A 17,512-nucleotide genomic window follows, 5' to 3' on the forward strand; every position below is an offset into this window, starting at 1 on the left:
CCCGTCTGCCGCCACCGCCGTGCGGGAGCGGGGCGATCGCCCGATCATCGTGTTTCATGGCCACAAGATCGGACATGCCCCTCCGCGCCGCGCTGCTGACCACGGTCTGCGCCGGCCTCCTGCTCACCGGATGCGCCGAGCCGTCCACCGGACCCGCCGCCCGCCCCGCGAAGGCCTCGACCGAGCCCGCGCCCGGACCCCCCGCCGACCCGGCGCCCGCCACCGCACCCCGTCCGGCCGAGCTCCCCGGCATCGGGCCGCTCACCCGGGCGCGGATCCCGGCCGCCACCCGGCAGGCGCTCGTCGTCACGGGCGAGGGCCCCGACTCGTCCCGCTCCACCGTCGTCCTGTACGCGTACGAGCCGACCCGCGGCTGGCATTCGGTCAGCGAGCCGTGGCAGGCGCACAACGCGCTGCGCGGCTGGACCGACGACCACCACGCCGACGACCTGCGCACGCCCATCGGCGTCTTCCGGATCGGCGACGCCGGGGGCCGCCTGCCCGACCCCGGCACCCGGCTGCCCTACGACCAGGACGAGGAGTTCAACATGTCCGGCACCGGCTTCCTCGGGGAGCCGCTCGAAGGCTCCTTCGACCACGTCGTGGCCATCGACTACAACCGCGTCCCCGGCACCACTCCGCTGAACAAGACCCGCCCGCTCGGTCTCGCCAAGGGCGGCGGCGTGTGGATCCATGTCGACCACGGCGGCCCCACCCGGGCCTGCGTCTCCCTGCCGCTGGAGCGGATGCGGGAGCTGCTGCTCGCGCTCGACCCCGCGAAGGAGCCCGTGATCGTGATGGGCCACGCGGCCGCGCTGGCCCGGTGAGACACGGCGCCCGGTGGGCTCAGGCGCGTACCTGGGGCCGGTAGACGGTGAGCGCCTCGTCCTCCTTGTCGACCAGCAGCTCCGGCGGCGCCTGGCTCACCTCGCCGTCGTACGCCAGGACGGTGCCGGGTGCGAGCCCCGCGATCCGCAGCCGCCGCAGCGTGACCGCCGTGTGCACGGGGGAGCGGCTCAGCGGCCCGGCGAAGACCGCCGCCAGGAGCCGCAGCCCCGGCAGCCGGCCGGCCCGGACCACCCGGACGTCCAGCAGGCCGTCCGCCAGCTCGGCGCGGTGGCCGGGAGTGGGGCCCATCCGCCGGTACAGGCAGTTGCCGGCGAACAGCAGCCACAACGCGTGCCGTTCGCCGCCCAGCTCCGCCTCCAGCGGGTGCTCGCCGCGCAGCAGCCGCAGCGCCGCGAGCACCCCGGCCGGCCAGCCGCCGATCCGCGGCGCCCAGCGCTCGCGCAACCGCACCAGCTCCGGGTACACGCCCAGGCTGAAGGTGTTGACGAAGTAGCCGTGGTCCGCGCCCCCCGGACCGGGCGTGAACCGCCCCAGGTCGACCCGTACGGCGTCGCCCGCGGCGAGCGCGCGGCAGGTGTCGTGGACGGACTCCACGCCCAGGTCGTACGCGAAGTGGTTGAGCGTCCCGCCGGGGAAGACCGCCAGCGGCACCCGGTGCCGGGCCGCCACCGCCGCCGCGCGGTTGACCGTCCCGTCGCCGCCCACCACCCCCAGCGCCCGGCACCACCCGGCCGCCCGCTCCAGCTCCTCCTCCACGGCCTCCGGCGCGCACGTGCGCACCTCCGCGCGCGGCAGCGCGTCCCGGACGAGCGCGGCGGCGGCCGAGGAGTCCGAGCCCGACTCCTCGTTGACCACGACCACCAGGCCCGCGCCGCCCGGCAGCGCGGGCGCGTCCGCGTGCGGCCGTCCCGGCGCCGGGAGCTGCGACCGGGTCGGCACCACGCCCCGCACGGCGAAGGCGGCGCCCACCCCGAGGGCCGCGCCCACCAGCACATCGCTCGGGTAGTGCGCGCCCGTGTAGATCCGGGAGAGGGCCACGGCGGCGGCCACCGGCGCCACGGCCGCACCCCAGCCCCGCGACTCCAGCGCCACGCCGGTCGCGAAGGCCGCCGCCGAGGCCGAGTGGCCCGAGGGGAACGACGTGGTGAAGGGCTGCCTCTTCAGCCGCCGCACCATCGGCACGGCGTCCAGCACGGGCCGGGCCCGCCGCACCGACCGCTTGCCGACGGTGTTGATGGTGGCGGACGCCACCGCCAGCGACGCCACCCCGCGCACGGCCGCCCGCCGCGCACCCGCCCCACGCCCGAGCGCGGCGATCCCGGCTGCCGCGCCGAACCACAGCAGCCCGTGGTTGGCGCTGCGGCTCAGCCGGGGGAGCAGCGGCTCGGCCCCCGGCCAGTGACGGGTCGCCACCCGGTGGAAGACGTCCCGGTCCCAGGCGCTCAGCAGCGCGGCGACACGGGAACGGACGGGATCGGCGGCGGCGTGGGCTGCGGCGTGGGCGGCGGCTTGATCTGCGGACATGGGACGCACGTACCCCTTCCGGGGCGTACGAAGCGGGCGCGGGGGTATGGACGCGGCTTGGCGAACCGAGCCTCAAAAATTACGCAGGCTCTGCTTCCCGCACGCGTTCCCTCTCGTCGTACGGCCAGCGCAGCAGCGCGCCCAGGCCGCCGACCGGGACCTCGTCCTCGATCTCCGGCCGCACCCGTAGCACCTCGGCGCCCGTCATCACCGCCGAGCGGATCAGCGCGTCGTCGGCGCGGGCCGGCAGGGGCTCGGTCTCGCCCAGGTACTGCGTCTCGTTGCGGCGCACCGCGATCTGGTCGGGCTCGGTGCCCACCCACACCTCGCGGTGCGCGTCCGGGCCCTCCGTACGGATCAGCAGCTCGGCGATCCGGTGCTCGCGGGCCGCCTCGATGAGTGCGGGCACGCCCTCGGCCGCGCCCTCCGGGCGGCCGCCGCCGGTGGAGCGGGCGGCCCGGAAGCGGTCCAGCTCCTGGGTGGCCAGGCGCCGCAGGTGTTCCTGGCGGGCGGCTTCCACGTCCTCGTCCAGCAGCCGCATGCTCGCGCCGGCGGCCCGTCCGCCGTGGTCGCTCTCCACGGTGAGCGACTGGAGGTCCGGGGCCAGCCGCTCGTGCACGGAGCGCCGCTCGCGCGGGTCACCGGCGAGCACGATCAGGTCGGCGCCGGTCTCGCGCTGGCAGGCGGTGAGGGCCTCGGTGATCTCGGCGGCGTTCTCCTCCCAGGTGTTCTCGACCTCGAGCTGGAAGTGCCGCTCGGACCAGTCCGCGGCCCCGTGGCGGCGCAACGGCCAGGAGCGGCCCTCCACATGGCCGGCCGGACGGCCGCCGTGGGGGGTGCGCAGCTCCAGGTCCGCGCCGGCGCGGTCGATGTAGGCGACGAGGCAGACCGGTTCCTGCGTCGCGAGGTCCAGCAGCGGGCCCAGGTGAGGCAGCGCCGACCAGGTGACCTCGGACGGCCACGGGGGCCGTACGCCCAGCGGCGGGTCGAGGACGACCTCGCCGTGCGCGGCGAACACCGCGCGCCCGGCCTCGCCCGGCGGGCGCGGGTCGTCCGTCAGCGCCTCGTACACGGCCCGCTCGGTCTCCGGATCGCACCCCTGGGAGCGGAGCTCGTGACAGACCTCCTCGGCCTGGAGCGCGCGCCGCTCCTTGGTGGACTCGTCCACCCGTGAGGTGTCGAGGTAGACGCTGGCCCACGGCCCGGGGCGGTCGAAGAGGGCGGTCAGAAACGAGAGTTGCATGGCTCCCTCCGAGAGGCCGGAATATGCGTCGTGATCGGGTACCCCCGGCCCTCAGGCCCTGCGGCCCACCATGGCCAGCAGTTTCGTCTGCGGGTCGGCGCCCGGCGGCGTCTTCACCGGCGGGGCGAACAGACCGCTCTTGGACAGCCCGGCGGCCTGCGGGGCGATGTCCCGGGTGGCGAAGTCGACGAGCGCCTTGGGCAGCTGCTCGTCCGCGCCGATCGCCCGGGACAGGTCCCAGGCGTGGATGACGGCGTCGTCCACCATCTGGCGGCAGTAGTCCTCGGCCGGCGTCTCGCCGTACGACAGGTGGACGGTGCGTCCGAGGGCGCCCTCCTCCCGGAAGGCCTCGACGGCCTCGGCGGCCGCCCGGTCCCACACCCCGACGGGGTCGTCGCCGAGGACATCGCCGTCGAAGCGGTCGCCGACGTCCTCGATCGTCAGCCCGTCACGGATCAGCGGCACCACCCACAGCTGTTCGCCGGTGAGGTGGTTGACGAGGTCGCGCACCGTCCACTCGGTGCAGGGCGTCGGGGCGTCCCACTGGTCGTCGCGGACCGCGTGCACGCGCGCGCCGAAGACCTCCAGGGACTCGGCGTGCCGTGCGAGCAGGCTGTTCGCCATGGGGACTCACCTCCACGAATCGGATAACGGATCCGGACCCTCCGGATCCGCATCGTTCCGAATAAGGGGCTCCTCGTCCGCCGCGCGGGACGAGGAGCCGGCCGGGACGTGGGCGTCAGCCCCGCGAAACCTTGGCGAACACCTCGGTGAACGCCTCGCAGAACGCCTTGAGGTCGTCCGGCTTGCGGCTGGTGACGAGGGTGCTGGGCGTCGCCTCGCAGACCTTGACCTGCTCGTCCACCCACTCGCCGCCCGCGTTGCGGATGTCGGTCTTCAGGCTCGGCCAGGACGTCAGGGTCCGGCCGCGGAGGACATCGGCCTCCACCAGGGTCCACGGACCGTGGCAGATCGCCGCGACCGGCTTCCCGGCGTCGAAGAACGCGCGGACGAAGGCGACTGCCCGCTCGTCCATCCGCAGGAAGTCGGGATTGGCGACGCCGCCGGGCAGGACGAGCGCGCCGAAGGCGTCGGCCGAGGCGTCGGCGACGGTCTCGTCGACCGGGAACGTGTCCGCCTTGTCCAGGTGGTTGAACGCCTGGATCTTGCCCGGCTCGGTCGACACCAGCACGGGCGTGTCACCGGCGTCGGCCACCGCCTGCCACGGGTCGGTCAGTTCCACCTGCTCGACGCCCTCCGGCGCCACGAGAAACGCTACGCGCACGGTTCTCCGCTCCTTTCCTCTTTCACGAATTCCATGGATTTCACGAATTTCACGACCTCGGCTCGTTTCACGCGTTCGGCTCGGCCCGGCTGATGTCGGCGAGGGCGGACCCCGGGTCGTGTTTCCTCGCCAGGGCACCGATGCCGACCATGCCGAGCGGCCGCCCGTCCTCCACGACCGGCAGTCGCCGGACGGCGTGCCGCCGCATCAGCTCCACGGCCTCCGCCGCGTCGTCGTCGGGGGTGACGCACACCGGGTCGGGGGTGCACACGGACTGGGCGCTGACGGTGAGCGGGTCGGCGCCGTCGGCCACCGCGCGGACCGCGATGTCGCGGTCCGTGACCATGCCGACGACGCGGTCCCCGTCCGCCACCAGCACGTCACCGATGTCCTGGGCCCGCATGAGCTGCGCCGCCTCGACGAGCGAGGCGTCCGGCCGTACGGCCGCCACGCCCGGCGTCATGACGTCCCTCACGCGCCGCGCCCGCTGTGCCATGTGCCTGTCCGCCTTCCCTGCCTGAGCCCTTCGCGTGTGCCGCCGCCCGGAGTACCCGTGCGGACGCACCCCCATGCCCCTCGGTCACGTACGCTGCACGGCCACCGCCACGTCCTGGACGCTGTGGTACGTCGGGTCATCGGGCAGCTCGGTCACGAGCTCCACCAGGCGGTCGGGGGCGTGCCGCTCGCGCAGCACCCGGAGGAGGTCGCCACGGTGGGCCGGGAAGGGCGTACGCGCGAGATACCGGCCGAGTTCCAGACGCAGCGCCTCGAACCGGTCGGAGGTGACCCTGCTCGACGGGACGTGCGGATCGTCCTCGGCCTCCGGCTCCGGGTCGTGCCACTCCTCGGTCCTCGTGGGGTGCCCCGACCTCAGCAGCCCCTGGAGCTGGTGTTTCATCTCGTCGTCGCGTCGACGGCTGAGCCCGCCGCTCCCTCGCTCCATGGCACCCTCCACCTTCTGAACGATGTGCCTCTTCGGACGCCCGGCGGGTACCCGGCGGGCCGTCCGCAAACCCGGGGTTTGGCTCCGGCGGCGCGGGTACCCGACGGGACGGCCGAGCGGCCGCGGGGTGAATATGGGGTGACAGGGCTTCGGGCGCAGACCACGGTCCGCGCCCGAAGACCGTCGTTCCGGGTTTACGACTTCCCACCCGGCAGGAACTCCTGCACCTTCGCCTTCAGCCCCCGCTTCACCACCGCGCCCCGCTCCGCGTCCCCCTTCAGCAGCGCCGCCGCGGTCGACTCCATCTGCTGCCAGGTCGCGTGCGGCGGGATCGGCGGTACGGACGGGTCGGTGACGAACTGGACGACGGCCGGGCCGTTCGCCGCCAGCGCCTCCTCCCAGGCGCTCACCACCTCGTCCGGCTTCTCCACCCGGATGCCCGTCAGGCCGATGGACTCGGCGAACGCGGCGTACGGCACGTCCGGCAGCTCCTGCGAGGGCAGGAACGACGGCGCGTCGCCCATCGCCCGCAGCTCCCACGTGACCTGGTTGAGGTCCCGGTTGTTCCAGACGCCGACGACCAGCCGCGGGTCCTCCCAGCGGTGGCGGTACTTCGCGGCCGTGATCAGCTCCGCCAGCCCGTTCATCTGCATCGCGCCGTCCCCGACCAGCGCCACCACCGGCCGGTCCGGGTGCGCGAACTTCGCGCCGATCGCGTACGGCACCCCGCACCCCATCGTGGCGAGCGTCCCCGACAGCGAGCCGCGCATGTCGCCGCGCATCCTGATGTGCCGCGCGTACCAGTTGGCGACCGAGCCGGAGTCCGAGGTCAGCAGCGTACGGTCGGGCAGCAGCGGCGACAGGGCCCGCGCCACGTACTCCGGGTTCACCGGGTCGGCGCTCAGGGCGGCGCGCCGCTCCATGACCTCCTCCCAGCGGCGTACGGACTTCTCCACCTGCTCCCGCCAGGCCCGCTTCTTGCGGCGCCGCAGCAGCGGCATCAGTCGGCGCAGGGTGGCGCCCGCGTCGCCGATGAGGTTCACCTCGTACGGGTAGCGCATCCCCGCCATGTGCGGGTCGATGTCGATCTGCACCGCCCGGGCCTGCCCGTACTCCGGCAGGAACTGGCTGTACGGGAAGGACGAGCCGATCGTCAGCAGGGTGTCGCACTCCTGCATCAGCTCCCAGGAGGGCCGGGTGCCGAGGAGACCGATCGACCCGGTGACGTAGGGGAGTTCGTCCGACAGGGCGTCCTTGCCGAGCAGCGCCTTGGCGACGCCCGCGCCCAGCAGCTCGGCGACCTGCTGCACCTCGGCGCGGGCCGCCGCGGCGCCCTGCCCGATGAGGATCGCGGGCTTCTCCCCGGAGTTGAGGACCTCGGCCGCCCGCTCCACCGCCTCGTCGGCGGGCACCGCGGTCCAGGCGCTGCGGTCGAGGCTGGACGGCACCATCTTGAACTCGTGCGCGGGCGGCTTGTACGGCAGCTCCTGTACGTCGCCGGGCACGATGATCACGGTGGGGCAGCGGCGGCCGTACGCCGTGCGGATGGCGCGGTCCAGCACGTTGGGGATCTGCTCCGGGACGTTGACCTCGGCGAGGAAGTCCGACGCGACGTCCTTGAAGAGCGCGTGCAGGTCGACCTCCTGCTGGTACGAGCCGCCCATCGCGCTGCGGTGCGTCTGCCCCACGATCGCGACCACCGGGACGTGGTCCAGCTTGGCGTCGTACAGCCCGTTGAGCAGATGGATCGCGCCCGGTCCGGAGGTCGCCACGCACACCCCGAGGCGGTGCCCGAACTTCGCGTAGCCGACCGCCTGGAACGCGGCCATCTCCTCGTGCCGCGCCTGGATGAACCGCGGCTGGTCCTCCGCGCGCCCCCAGGCGGCGATCAGTCCGTTGATCCCGTCACCCGGATAGCCGAACACGCACTCGACGCCCCAGTCGCGCAGCCGCGCCAGAATCTGGTCGGCGACGTCCTTGCTCATCTGCGTACCTCCCGAATCGGAGCGGACCGAACCGCCGGGTAGCCATCGCCGCCGTTCAGGCAGCACAGCCCCGGGTACCGGGTGCCGATCCGCGGAAACGCGAGGACAGTGGAATCAGTGCAACGACGCGTTTGCTCGGGCAGGCCCCGGGCATGCGCATCTCGTGCTTCGGACCGGAGGCACGTCCGTGGGAGCGGCCTACCGCTCCGGGCGTGTCCGCGTGCCCGGAAAGGGAGCTCTTCCTCGGGGTGACACCAACCGTCAGCACCGTACAGGGAGCTGAAAAGCAAATGCCTACCCTCGCCCACACGAAGCATCCGCACGACGACGCCCCCGACACCGCCGAGGCGTTCCAGCGCCTGGCCTCGCTGCCGGAGGGAGAGGAGAGGGAAGCCGTCCGGCAGGACATCGTGCGCGCCTGGTTGCCCATGGCGGACCGGCTGGCCGGCCGCTTCCGCAACCGCGGCGAGTCACTGGAGGACCTCAAGCAGGTCGCCGCCCTCGGCCTGGTCAAGGCCGTCGACCGGTACGACCCCTCGCGCGGCGCCGCCTTCGAGAGCTTCGCCGTGCCGACCATCACCGGCGAGATCAAGCGCCACTTCCGCGACCACATGTGGACGCTCCACGTACCACGCCGCGTGCAGGACCTGCGCGGCCGCGTCCGCGCCGCCTATCAGGAGCTCTCGCACTCGGTGGGGGGCCGCGCCCCCACCGTGGCGGAGATCGCCGAGAAGGCCGGCATGACCGAGGAAGAGGCCATGGCCGGGCTGGAGGCCCTGGACAGCTTCACCGCGCTGTCCCTGGACGCCGAGCTGCCCGGCACCGAGGACGGCTACACCCTCGTCGACGCGCTCGGCGGCCCCGACCCGGCCCTCGACGTCGTCATCGACCGCGAGTCGGTCAAGCCGCGGCTGCGCACACTGCCCGAGCGCGAGCAGAAGATCCTCTACATGCGGTTCTTCCGCGACATGACCCAGAGCAGGATCGCCGAGGACCTCGGCATCTCCCAGATGCACGTGTCCCGGCTGATCAGCCGCTGCTGCACCCGGCTGCGGGAGGACATCATGCGGGACGTCGCCGCATAGCCAGCGCCACGTGGCGGGACATCACGTCCGCCGCCTGCGCCTCGGCCATCGAGAACGCGCGCCGCGCCCCCGTACGGAACAGCGTCAGCACGCCCGCCGTGCCGCCCGCGTGGCCGTCGGACAGCGGCAGGCACAGCAGCGAGCTCACCCCCGCCCGCGCCAGGACCGCGGCGCCCGAGGCGTCCTCGCCGAACGCGAGGACGTCCTCGGGTCGCACCCGGAGCGCCGGGCCCCCGCCGCGGGCCGCCTCCACCACCAGGGGGCAGTCCGCCGGATCCTGCTCCGCCACCGCCTTCAGCAGCGGCCCGCCGTCGCACGCGACATCGTCCGGGGTCGGCGGGCCGAGCACGACGGCGCGGCGCAGCGGCGGCCGTCGGCCGACGCCCCCGTCCGCGCCGGAGCCGGCGGTGTCGATCACCACCCAGTCGGCGAACCGCCCGTGCAGCACCCGTCCCGCCGCCTCCACGGTCGCGTCCGCGTCCCCCGGCGGGCTGCCCAGCAGGGCGCTCGCCATCGCGTCGACCAGGTCCAGCATCTCGGCGCGCTGCGTCGTCACCGCGAGGTCCGGCGGCGTCAGCCGCCGCCCCGCGGCGCCCGCGCCCGCCCCCACCGGGGAGGCCGTGCCGGACACACCCGGCTGGAGTACCACGACCACCGCCGGCTGCGGCTCGCCCGGCAACGGCAGCGACACCAGCGTGGCCCGCACCGGCTCGTGCGGCCGCTGCTGGAGCCGCACGCTCAGACTGCGGCCGCCCTCCCCGCGCGCGGCGGCCGCAGCCTGCGTACGGAAGGGGGCCCGGTCCGCCGAGACCAGCAGCCCGGCGAGCGGCCGGCCGGTGGCGTAACCGGCCCGCACCCCCGTCACGCCGGTCGCGGCGAAGTTCATGCGCCGTACGACCGTGTCGCGGTCGACCAGCACCACCGGCAGCGGCAGCCGCTGGAACAGCGTCTTCAGCAGCTGCCGCTCGTGCCGGTCGGCCGGCGTGCCGTCCGGGGCCCGCGCCACCAGCCGTTCGTAGCGCGGCCAGAGCGACTCTGCCGCATGCTGGAGTTCGAAGAGGGCGGCGTCCAGCACGCCCTGCTGCTCGTCGGCCGGAAGCGCCCGCGCGGTGCGGAGCTCACCGACCCGGCGCACGAAATCCGAGAGGTCATCGCCGAACGCGTCGGTCTCCGTCATAGGAGCACCGTAACCGCCGAGGCCGCGCGGCGGCCCGGGCCGGCGGGTCCGTTTCGCGCGCCGGGCGCGGGGCAGCCGCACGGAGGAAGGAGGACTCGCGATGCTGCCCGAGCACGAGTACGAAGGCCCGGAACCGGCCTCCACCGTCCGCAGACTGCAGAAACTCACCGAGCAGTGCGTACGGTCGGTCCCGGCGTGCTGCGGGGCCGTCGCCACCCTCGGCGACGGCGAGTCCGAGCGCCGCACCAGCGCCACCCATCCGGACCTGGCGGCCCTCGTCGCCGTCCAGCTCGACTCCGGCGACGGACCCATCCGGACGGCGCTCGACACCGGCGAACCCGTCGACGCCGAGGACCTCCTCACCGACGACCGCTGGCCCGACTACCGGGCCATGGCCCTCGGCTCGGGCGTCCGGGCCAGCGTCACCCTCCCCTTCCACCGGGCGGGCATCGACATCACCCTGAACCTCTACGGCTTCCGGGCCGGCTCCCTGGCGGACGCCGCGCACGGACCCGCCGCCATCCTCGGCGAGGAGATCACCGCGGGCCTCGCCCGCGACCGCCGCTACCGCGCCGCGCTCACCGAGGTCGGCCAGCTCTCCACCGCCCTGCGCTCACGCCCCGTCATCGACCAGGCCGGCGGCATCGTGATGCACGTCCTCGGCTGCGACGCCGCCGAGGCCCACTCCGTGCTGCGCCGCGTCTCGCAGCTCACCAACCGCAAGCTCGCGGACGTCGCCGCCGGGGTCGTACGCACCCGGGGCCGCGGTCTGGAGAAGGAACTGGCCCGGCTGGTCCCGGCGAAGACCGCCACCGCCCGGAGCGGCGACTTGCCGGGAACCTCCGTATAAAGGGCTTTGGGGACGGATAGCGGGCTCCGGGGACGGGCAGGGTCCCCGCACACACCCACCACAGCGGCACCTACGACGGCACCGACGCCAGGGCGGAGACGAGGATGCGGCAACCGGCACCGGACAGCCCCGAGGCCCCCTCGCCCGCCGAGGGGCGGGGGCCCGTGCGGTACGCGCCCGGGGCCCCCGAGTCCGGCCTGCCGACCGTCGCCGAGCTCGTCGCCGTCTTCTCCGCCGCCGCCGACCGCACCGAGGCCGAACCGCCCGGCGGCGGCCCCGTCCTGCGCGACGCGGCCTGCGGCTACTGGTGGCGGCGCGGCCTGCGCTGCCACCCCGAGGACCTGGCCGCCGCGCCCGGCGCGCAGCCGCTGCTCGCCGCGCTCATCGCCGCGCACGGCGGCGACGTTCTGCTGCCCCGGCCCTGCCCCTCCGGCTGGGCGCCGCAGGCCCGGCTCCTCGGCAGACCCGCGTACTACGTGCCCACGCCCGCCGAATGCGGCGGCGTGCCCGATCCGTACGCCCTCCTGGAGACCGTGCGGCGGGTCCGCGCCGAAGGCGGCCACCCGGCGCTGCTGCTGCTGTGCGCGGCCGACGACCCCACCGCCACCGTCCCGCCGCCCGAGCTGGTGCGCGAGACGTGCGAGGCGGCGGTCGGCGAGGGCCTGCACATCGTCAGCGACGAGACCTGGCGCGACACGCTGCACCGGCCGCACGACACCGTGCTCGTCAGCCCCGCCGAGATGTGCCCCGAGGACGTCACCGTCCTCTGCGACCTCGCCGGCGCCCTGACCCCGCCGGCCTGGCCCGCCGCGATCGCCCGCTTCCCGCCCACCCCGGCCGGCGTCGCCCGCCGCGCCCGCGTCCTGGACCTGCTCGCCGCACTCGGCGCCCATGTGGCCGGACCCGTCGCGGCGGCCGCCGCCCACGCGCTCGGCGAACCGGAGGCGGTCACCGCCCGGACGGCCGCCGCGACCGCGCTCCACGCGCGCGTGGCCGCCGCCGCGCACCACGCCGTGCTGACCGCCGGAGCGCTCGCCCTGCCGCCGCAGGCCGGGCGGCACCTCTACGTCGACCTCGGGCCGCTGCGCGGCCGCCTCGCGGAGCGGGGCGTCAACGACTCGATGGAGCTGGAGGACTACCTCACCGCCCGGCTGGGCGCGCCCGCACCCGGTGGCCACCGGTTCGGCGACGAGCTGGGCGCCCTGCGCGTACGGCTGTCGACCGGGCCGCTCCTCGGGGCCACGGCGCAGGAGCGCATGGAGGCCCTCATGGCGGAGCGGCCCCTGCAAGTGCCGCATGTCGCACGAGCGTTGGACACGCTCACAGCCGCTTTCCACGATCTCCAAGGACCACGGTGAACGGAGCGCGCAGATGACGGAACAGACGTCACCCACGTCCCCCACGACCGCCACCGTACGGACGGCTCCGGCAACCTCGGCGGCCCCGGCGGGCCGTACGGGCCCCGTGGCGGGCGGTGCCCTCCGTCCCCTCGGCGAGGTGCGCTCCTGGCCCAGATCCTTCGCCGACCGGCTCACCGCGCCCCTCCCGGGCGTACGGGCCATGGCCCGGCTGGCCAGGGAAGGCGCCGTCCGCCCCGGCCCCGACGGGCTGCGCGACATCCCCCGCCTGCCGTACACCCCCGAGCCGCTGCCCGCCGTCGACACCGGCACCGTCGCCGTCAGCTGGGCCGGCCACGCCAGCTGGGTCGTCCGCATCGGCGGGCTCACCGTGCTCACCGACCCCGTCTGGTCCCGCCGCATCCTCGGCACCCCCGCCCGCATCACCCCCGTCGGCGTGCGCTGGGAGGACCTGCCGCCCGTCGACGCGGTCGTCATCAGCCACAACCACTACGACCACCTCGACGCCCCCACCCTCAAGCGCCTGCCCCCCGACACGCCCGTCTTCGTCCCCGCTGGGCTCGGCCGCTGGTTCCGCCGCCGCCGCTTCACCCGCGTCACCGAGCTCGACTGGTGGGAGGCCGCCGAACTCGACGGAGTCCAATTCGACTTCGTACCGTCCCACCACTGGTCCAAGCGCACCCTCACCGACACCTGCCGCTCCCTGTGGGGCGGCTGGGTGCTGACCGACCCCACCGGCCGGCGCGTGTACTTCGCCGGTGACACCGGCTACGGCCACTGGTTCACGGAGATCGGCCGCCGCCACCCCGGTATCGACCTGGCGCTCCTCCCCATCGGCGCCTACGCCCCGCGCTGGTGGCTCCGCGACGTCCACACCGACCCGGAGGAGGCGGTCCAGGCCTTCCAGGACCTCGGGGCCGACGCGATGGTCCCCATGCACTGGGCCACGTTCGTCCTCTCCTCCGAACCGGTCCTGGAACCCCTGACCCGCCTGCACGCGGCCTGGGCCGCCGCCGGTCTGCCCCGCGACCGCCTCTGGGACCTCCCGGTCGGCGGTTCACGGATTCTGGCGCCGTAGCCGCCGCCAGAGCCCGGGCACCGCGCTGATCAGCAGCGCCAGGGCCACCGCGGCCGCCACGCCCTCCCAGGGGCGGGCGAACAGCGAGCCGCCCAGCACGCCGATCAGCTGGTACGTCGCCGCCCACGCCAGGCACGCCGGGATGTCGCCGCGCACGAAACCGGCCAGCCGCATCCCGGAGAGCAGGCACGCCAGCATCACCGGGATCCGGCCCGCCGGCAGCAGCCGGGACAGCACCAGCACCGACACCCCGTGCGTCCGCAGCCTGGCCCTGGCCTGGTCGAGCCGGTCCGGCGCCGCCCGGTCGCGCAGCGCCCCCAGCAGGCGCGAGCCGTTCTTGGAGCGCACGCCCCGCTGGCCCAGCCAGTACAGCGCCACGTCCCCGGTGAACGCCGCGCCGGCCGCCAGCGCGAACACCGCCGCCAGTGAGAACGGCGCCGTCTGGTGGATCGCCACCACCGTCGCCGAACTGACGAGCGCCCCCGTCGGCACCACCGGAACCAGCGCCCCCAGCGCCACCAGCAGGAACAGTGTCGGATAGCCGACCGCCTGCTGCGTCGGCTCCGTCGGCAGCCCGGCCGCCACCCCGGCCCCGAGCCCGGCCCCCAGCCCGGCGATCACGGCCGCACCTCGGGCCGGACGCGCTCGCCGTGCCCCAGCCGGTGCACCCTCACCCCCGGCGCGAGCCGCGCCGCCTGCCGTACGAACTCGTCGCCCGGCGCGTGGAATTCGTGCGGACGGACCCCGTCCAGCCCGATCGGCCAGTACGTGCCGTAGTGCACCGGCACCGCCGCGCGCGGCCGCAGCGCGGCGAGCGCCTGCGCGGCCCGCCGCGCGTCCAGGTGCCCGTGGCCCAGGAAGGGCCCCCAGCCGCCGACCGGCAGCAGCGCCACCTCCACCTCGCCCACCGCGTCCGCCATCCCCTCGAACAGCCCGGTGTCCCCGGCGAAGTACGTGCGCGCCTCGCCGCTCACCACGTACCCGAGCGCGGGGGAGCGGTGCGGCCCCACCGGCAGCCGCCGCCCGTCGTGCAGCGCCGGCACCGCCCGGACGACCAGGTGCCCCACCACCACCTCGTCGCCGGGCCCGACCTCGGTGATCCGCAGCCCGCCGAGCCTGCGCAGTCCCGGCACGGCGCGGGTCGCGCCGCGCGGCACGATCAGCGAGGTGCCGGGCGCGAGCCGGGCCAGCGACGGCAGGTGCAGATGGTCGGCGTGCAGGTGCGAGACCACCACCGCGTCGGCGCGCGCGGCCTCGCGCGGCGGCAACGCGCCCCGCCGACGGCGCAGATGGGCGAGCCGGCGCACGAACAACGGGTCGGTGAGCACCCGCACACCGGAGTCCTCGACCGTGCAGGTGGCATGACCCCACCAGGTGACCTCCACCGGCCCGCCACCTCCTCCTCGTCGCTCGTCCTCGTTCACCGGAACGCTTCCTAGAGCGTAAGTCCGCGCCTCCTCACGCGGAGGAGATCGGAGTAGGGTCGGCCCATGGACGACGTACGCGTGGCGGCGATCGCCAGTCTGACGCCGCTCGAGGAGCTCGAGCACGACCCGTTCCTGGTGGATACGCGCAGCCAGCACGCGATGTGTGAGCGATGGGCCGCCGACAAGGGCTATGTCGTCAGCCGGCAGCTGCTGCTCTACGGGCTGCGCCCCGACCACCGGATGCTGTGGGCGGACATCGAGGCGGGCGCCGTTGACCTGTTCGTCGCCCCCAACGAGCGGGTGCTGGAACGGGCGGTCACCTCGGCGCGGGCCTTCTCCGCCGAGTGCGAACGCCGGGGCGTACGCCTGGAGACGGCCGGGCTCGACGAGCCGGCGTACGACGCGGCGATGAAGGCCCACGTGCACCGCAGGCTGTCCATGCCGACCGCCGGCTACGACGGCCGCTGACCTTCCTCGCCGGACGGCGTCCACCTCCCGTGTGCCACGCTGGATCCAGGCTCGGCGGAAAGGCTGGCGGCGTGGCGGAGAGGCGATGGCGGAGGGCCGGCGGCGCCGGCGTGCGGGTCGTCGCGGTCTGGGCGGTGTCCAGCCTCACCATGCTGGCGCTCGCCGCGCTGCTCCCCGACTTCCGGCTCCAGTCCGACGACGGCGACACCATCACCCGGACCGCCGTCACCGCCGCCTGGGGCGCCGGGGTCTTCGGCCTGCTGAGCGCGCTCGTGTGGCCCCTCGTCGTACGCGCCCTGCTGCTCGTCCCGGCCTTCGTCCTCGGGCTGCTCGTCTTCTTCCTCAACGGCTCCCTGCTGCTCCTCGCGCTCCGGCTGATCCCCGACGGCCGCGGCGAGGCCGACCCCGAGAACGCCGTCGTGGTCGCCGCCGTGATGTCCGCCGTCGCCTCCGCGACCTCCACCGCCGTCGCCGTACGCGACGACGACGCCTACCGCCGCAGGCTGTACCGGCTCACCGACCGGCGCCGCCCCCGCTCCGCGCGCGGCGCCGGCGCCTCCTCGCCGGGCGTGGTCTTCCTGCAACTGGACGGCGTCGGCCACGACGTACTGCTCCGCGCGACCCAGGACGGTCTGATGCCCACGGTGGCGTCCTGGCTCCACGGCCCGGGCGCCGGCCACCGGCTCGCCCCGTGGCGCACCGACTGGTCCAGTCAGACGGGGTCCAGCCAGCTCGCCCTGCTGCACGGCTCCAACCACGACGTCCCGGCCTTCCGCTGGTACGAGAAGGACACCGGCCAGCTGATGGTGAGCAACCGGCCCGCCAGCGCCGCCGAACTCCAGCGCCGCGCCGTCGCGCGCACCGGTGACCCCGGCCTGCTGGCCCCGGGCGGAGCCAGCCGCGGCAACCTCTTCAGCGGCGGCGCCGGCCAACTCGCCCTGGTCCTCTCCGTCGCCGCGCGCCGCGGCCGCGGAAACCGCTCCCGCGCGGGCTACTTCGCGTACTTCAGCGACCCGGCCAACGCCGTCCGCACCGCCCTCTCCTTCGTCGCCGAGGTGGCGCGCGAGATCGGCCAGTCCACCCGGGCCCGTATCCGCCGGGAGACCCCCCGGGTCCGCCGCGGCGGGCTCTACCCCTTCATCCGCGCGTTCGCCACCGTCGTCGAACGGGACGTCGTCGTCGCGGCCGTCATGGGCGACGTGCTCGCCGGCCGCCCCGCCGTCTACGCCGACCTCGTCGCCTACGACGAGGTCGCCCACCACTCGGGGCCGTACAGCCGCGACGCCGCCAAGGTGCTCCAGCGGCTGGACCGGGCGATCGCGCTCATCGCCGAGGTCGCGCAGCACGCGCCGCGCCCGTACCGGATCGTGCTGCTCTCCGACCACGGCCAGAGCCCCGGCGAGACCTTCCGGAGCAGGTACGGGCTGACGCTGAAGGACCTGGTCCGCGTCGCCTGCGGGCTGCCCGTCCCGCGCCGCGCCCGGCGCACGCAGACCGGCGCGGAGGCGCGGGGCGCGCTGCGCAGCGCCCTGCACCGCCCGGTGGAGGAGCCGGCCGAGGTGCGTCCGCCGCGCGGCTCGGACCCGGTGGTGCTCGCCTCCGGGAACCTCGGGCTCATCTCCTTCCCGGACCGGCCGTACCGGCTGTCGCGCGAGGAGATCGACCGGCGCCACCCCGCCCTGCTGCAGACCCTGGCCCGCCACCCCGGCATCGGTTTCCTGCTCGTGCGCAGCGAGGAGCACGGCTCGGTGGTGATCGGCCCGGACGGCGAGGAGGCGCCGCTCGACGACCTCACCGACGACGACGCCGGCCCGCTCGCGGCCTTCGGCCCCGGCGCGGCCGACGCCGTGCGGCGCACGGACTCGTTCCCGCACGTCGCGGACATCATGGTCAACTCGATGTACGAGCCGTCGACGGGGGAGGTGCACGCCTTCGAGGAGCAGATCGGCTCCCACGGCGGGCTCGGCGGCGAGCAGGCGCGTCCCTTCCTGCTGTCCCCGCTGACCCTGTCCGCGCCGGTGGAGGACGGCGGCGAACCGGTGGGCGCGGAGCAGGTGCACCGGGTGCTGCGGCGCTGGCTGCGCGAGTGCCAGGGGCTCGGGGAGACCGTGCGGGTCGTGCAGGAATCGCCGCCGAGGCCACAAGCGGAAGAAGCTTTTCCGGTTTCTGAGGGTCTCGCGCCGGACAAAAACGGGTGATTTGGAGCGACGTCCTCCGTCCTCGAACATATCCGAGGTTTA

General features: G+C 74.9%; 17 protein-coding genes. 7 read left to right on the plus strand and 10 right to left on the minus strand.

Translation table 11 applies throughout. The features are described 5' to 3' along the window. Positions 1 to 74 precede the first annotated feature (74 nt). Complete coding sequence (locus ACIRNI_RS15420; RefSeq protein ID WP_403552199.1) at positions 75 to 827, plus strand: hypothetical protein; 753 nt, start codon at positions 75 to 77, stop codon at positions 825 to 827. Positions 828 to 846: 19 nt separating this feature from the next. On the opposite strand, the gene ACIRNI_RS15425 is transcribed toward ACIRNI_RS15420, so the two are convergent. From ACIRNI_RS15425 to ACIRNI_RS15455, 7 genes are all read right to left on the minus strand, one after another. Then, positions 847 to 2,373 (minus strand): bifunctional phosphatase PAP2/diacylglycerol kinase family protein, encoded by a 1,527-nt coding sequence (locus ACIRNI_RS15425; protein WP_403551813.1) that lies wholly within the window; start codon positions 2,371 to 2,373, stop codon positions 847 to 849. Positions 2,374 to 2,452: 79 nt separating this feature from the next. Then, entirely contained in the window at positions 2,453 to 3,616 is a 1,164-nt protein-coding gene (locus ACIRNI_RS15430; protein ID WP_403551815.1) for a Vms1/Ankzf1 family peptidyl-tRNA hydrolase, read from the minus strand. Positions 3,617 to 3,667: 51 nt separating this feature from the next. Then, entirely contained in the window at positions 3,668 to 4,240 is a 573-nt protein-coding gene (locus ACIRNI_RS15435) for a TIGR03086 family metal-binding protein (RefSeq protein WP_403551817.1), read from the minus strand. 115 nt (positions 4,241 to 4,355) lie between these two features. Then, entirely contained in the window at positions 4,356 to 4,901 is a 546-nt protein-coding gene (locus ACIRNI_RS15440) for a type 1 glutamine amidotransferase domain-containing protein (RefSeq protein WP_403551819.1), read from the minus strand. A 67-nt stretch (positions 4,902 to 4,968) separates the two neighbouring features. Next, positions 4,969 to 5,397, minus strand: a complete 429-nt coding sequence (locus ACIRNI_RS15445; RefSeq protein WP_403551821.1) for a CBS domain-containing protein — start codon at positions 5,395 to 5,397, stop codon at positions 4,969 to 4,971. 84 nt (positions 5,398 to 5,481) lie between these two features. Next, positions 5,482 to 5,844: a DUF2795 domain-containing protein gene (locus ACIRNI_RS15450; protein WP_403551823.1), complete on the minus strand. Its 363-nt coding sequence runs from the start codon at positions 5,842 to 5,844 to the stop codon at positions 5,482 to 5,484. Positions 5,845 to 6,038: 194 nt separating this feature from the next. Beyond that, positions 6,039 to 7,829: a thiamine pyrophosphate-requiring protein gene (locus ACIRNI_RS15455; RefSeq protein ID WP_403551825.1), complete on the minus strand. Its 1,791-nt coding sequence runs from the start codon at positions 7,827 to 7,829 to the stop codon at positions 6,039 to 6,041. A 290-nt stretch (positions 7,830 to 8,119) separates the two neighbouring features. Here ACIRNI_RS15455 and ACIRNI_RS15460 point away from each other — a divergent pair, with 290 nt between their 5' ends. Further along, complete coding sequence (locus tag ACIRNI_RS15460; protein WP_403551827.1) at positions 8,120 to 8,914, plus strand: RNA polymerase sigma factor SigF; 795 nt, start codon at positions 8,120 to 8,122, stop codon at positions 8,912 to 8,914. Here the strand turns inward: ACIRNI_RS15460 and ACIRNI_RS15465 are convergent. Next, positions 8,892 to 10,091, minus strand: a complete 1,200-nt coding sequence (locus ACIRNI_RS15465; protein WP_403551829.1) for a PAS domain-containing protein — start codon at positions 10,089 to 10,091, stop codon at positions 8,892 to 8,894. The two genes, ACIRNI_RS15460 and ACIRNI_RS15465, sit on opposite strands and share 23 nt — an antisense overlap. A gap of 100 nt (positions 10,092 to 10,191) precedes the next feature. Between ACIRNI_RS15465 and ACIRNI_RS15470 the strand changes: the two genes are divergently transcribed. The 3 genes from ACIRNI_RS15470 to ACIRNI_RS15480 all read left to right on the plus strand — a co-directional run bounded on the left by ACIRNI_RS15470 (position 10,192) and on the right by ACIRNI_RS15480 (position 13,377). Then, positions 10,192 to 10,941 carry an ANTAR domain-containing response regulator gene (locus tag ACIRNI_RS15470; protein ID WP_403551830.1) on the plus strand — a complete coding sequence of 250 codons (750 nt, stop codon included), beginning with the start codon at positions 10,192 to 10,194 and terminating at the stop codon, positions 10,939 to 10,941. Positions 10,942 to 11,045: 104 nt separating this feature from the next. After that, entirely contained in the window at positions 11,046 to 12,299 is a 1,254-nt protein-coding gene (locus tag ACIRNI_RS15475) for an aminotransferase class I/II-fold pyridoxal phosphate-dependent enzyme (protein WP_403551832.1), read from the plus strand. 13 nt (positions 12,300 to 12,312) lie between these two features. Then, positions 12,313 to 13,377 carry an MBL fold metallo-hydrolase gene (locus ACIRNI_RS15480; protein ID WP_403551833.1) on the plus strand — a complete coding sequence of 355 codons (1,065 nt, stop codon included), beginning with the start codon at positions 12,313 to 12,315 and terminating at the stop codon, positions 13,375 to 13,377. On the opposite strand, the gene ACIRNI_RS15485 is transcribed toward ACIRNI_RS15480, so the two are convergent. Next, positions 13,357 to 13,998, minus strand: a complete 642-nt coding sequence (locus ACIRNI_RS15485) for a DedA family protein (RefSeq protein ID WP_403551835.1) — start codon at positions 13,996 to 13,998, stop codon at positions 13,357 to 13,359. The two genes, ACIRNI_RS15480 and ACIRNI_RS15485, sit on opposite strands and share 21 nt — an antisense overlap. Then, entirely contained in the window at positions 13,995 to 14,762 is a 768-nt protein-coding gene (locus ACIRNI_RS15490; protein WP_403551837.1) for an MBL fold metallo-hydrolase, read from the minus strand. The genes ACIRNI_RS15485 and ACIRNI_RS15490 overlap by 4 nt, the downstream gene beginning before the upstream one ends. A gap of 105 nt (positions 14,763 to 14,867) precedes the next feature. Between ACIRNI_RS15490 and ACIRNI_RS15495 the strand changes: the two genes are divergently transcribed. Together ACIRNI_RS15495 and ACIRNI_RS15500 are read left to right on the plus strand one after the other, a co-directional pair. After that, positions 14,868 to 15,272, plus strand: a complete 405-nt coding sequence (locus ACIRNI_RS15495) for a hypothetical protein (RefSeq protein ID WP_355367802.1) — start codon at positions 14,868 to 14,870, stop codon at positions 15,270 to 15,272. A 71-nt stretch (positions 15,273 to 15,343) separates the two neighbouring features. Beyond that, positions 15,344 to 17,470 carry a phage holin family protein gene (locus ACIRNI_RS15500; protein ID WP_403551840.1) on the plus strand — a complete coding sequence of 709 codons (2,127 nt, stop codon included), beginning with the start codon at positions 15,344 to 15,346 and terminating at the stop codon, positions 17,468 to 17,470. Positions 17,471 to 17,512: the final 42 nt, after the last annotated feature.

This window comes from Streptomyces sp. NPDC093546 (assembly GCF_044765045.1).
Taxonomy (GTDB): Bacteria; Actinomycetota; Actinomycetes; order Streptomycetales; family Streptomycetaceae; genus Streptomyces.

Bases quoted from the DNA above. Each gene is read 5' to 3' on its own strand.
- ACIRNI_RS15465 (WP_403551829.1), bottom strand. From the start codon at position 10,091: ATGACGGAGACCGACGCGTTCGGCGATGACCTCTCGGATTTCGTGCGC.
- ACIRNI_RS15430 (WP_403551815.1), bottom strand. From the start codon at position 3,616: ATGCAACTCTCGTTTCTGACCGCCCTCTTCGACCGCCCCGGGCCGTGG.
- ACIRNI_RS15425 (WP_403551813.1), bottom strand. From the start codon at position 2,373: ATGTCCGCAGATCAAGCCGCCGCCCACGCCGCAGCCCACGCCGCCGCC.
- ACIRNI_RS15460 (WP_403551827.1), top strand. From the start codon at position 8,120: ATGCCTACCCTCGCCCACACGAAGCATCCGCACGACGACGCCCCCGAC.
- ACIRNI_RS15450 (WP_403551823.1), bottom strand. From the start codon at position 5,844: ATGGAGCGAGGGAGCGGCGGGCTCAGCCGTCGACGCGACGACGAGATG.
- ACIRNI_RS15475 (WP_403551832.1), top strand. From the start codon at position 11,046: ATGCGGCAACCGGCACCGGACAGCCCCGAGGCCCCCTCGCCCGCCGAG.
- ACIRNI_RS15435 (WP_403551817.1), bottom strand. From the start codon at position 4,240: ATGGCGAACAGCCTGCTCGCACGGCACGCCGAGTCCCTGGAGGTCTTC.
- ACIRNI_RS15480 (WP_403551833.1), top strand. From the start codon at position 12,313: ATGACGGAACAGACGTCACCCACGTCCCCCACGACCGCCACCGTACGG.
- ACIRNI_RS15470 (WP_403551830.1), top strand. From the start codon at position 10,192: ATGCTGCCCGAGCACGAGTACGAAGGCCCGGAACCGGCCTCCACCGTC.
- ACIRNI_RS15445 (WP_403551821.1), bottom strand. From the start codon at position 5,397: ATGGCACAGCGGGCGCGGCGCGTGAGGGACGTCATGACGCCGGGCGTG.
- ACIRNI_RS15420 (WP_403552199.1), top strand. From the start codon at position 75: ATGCCCCTCCGCGCCGCGCTGCTGACCACGGTCTGCGCCGGCCTCCTG.
- ACIRNI_RS15495 (WP_355367802.1), top strand. From the start codon at position 14,868: ATGGACGACGTACGCGTGGCGGCGATCGCCAGTCTGACGCCGCTCGAG.
- ACIRNI_RS15455 (WP_403551825.1), bottom strand. From the start codon at position 7,829: ATGAGCAAGGACGTCGCCGACCAGATTCTGGCGCGGCTGCGCGACTGG.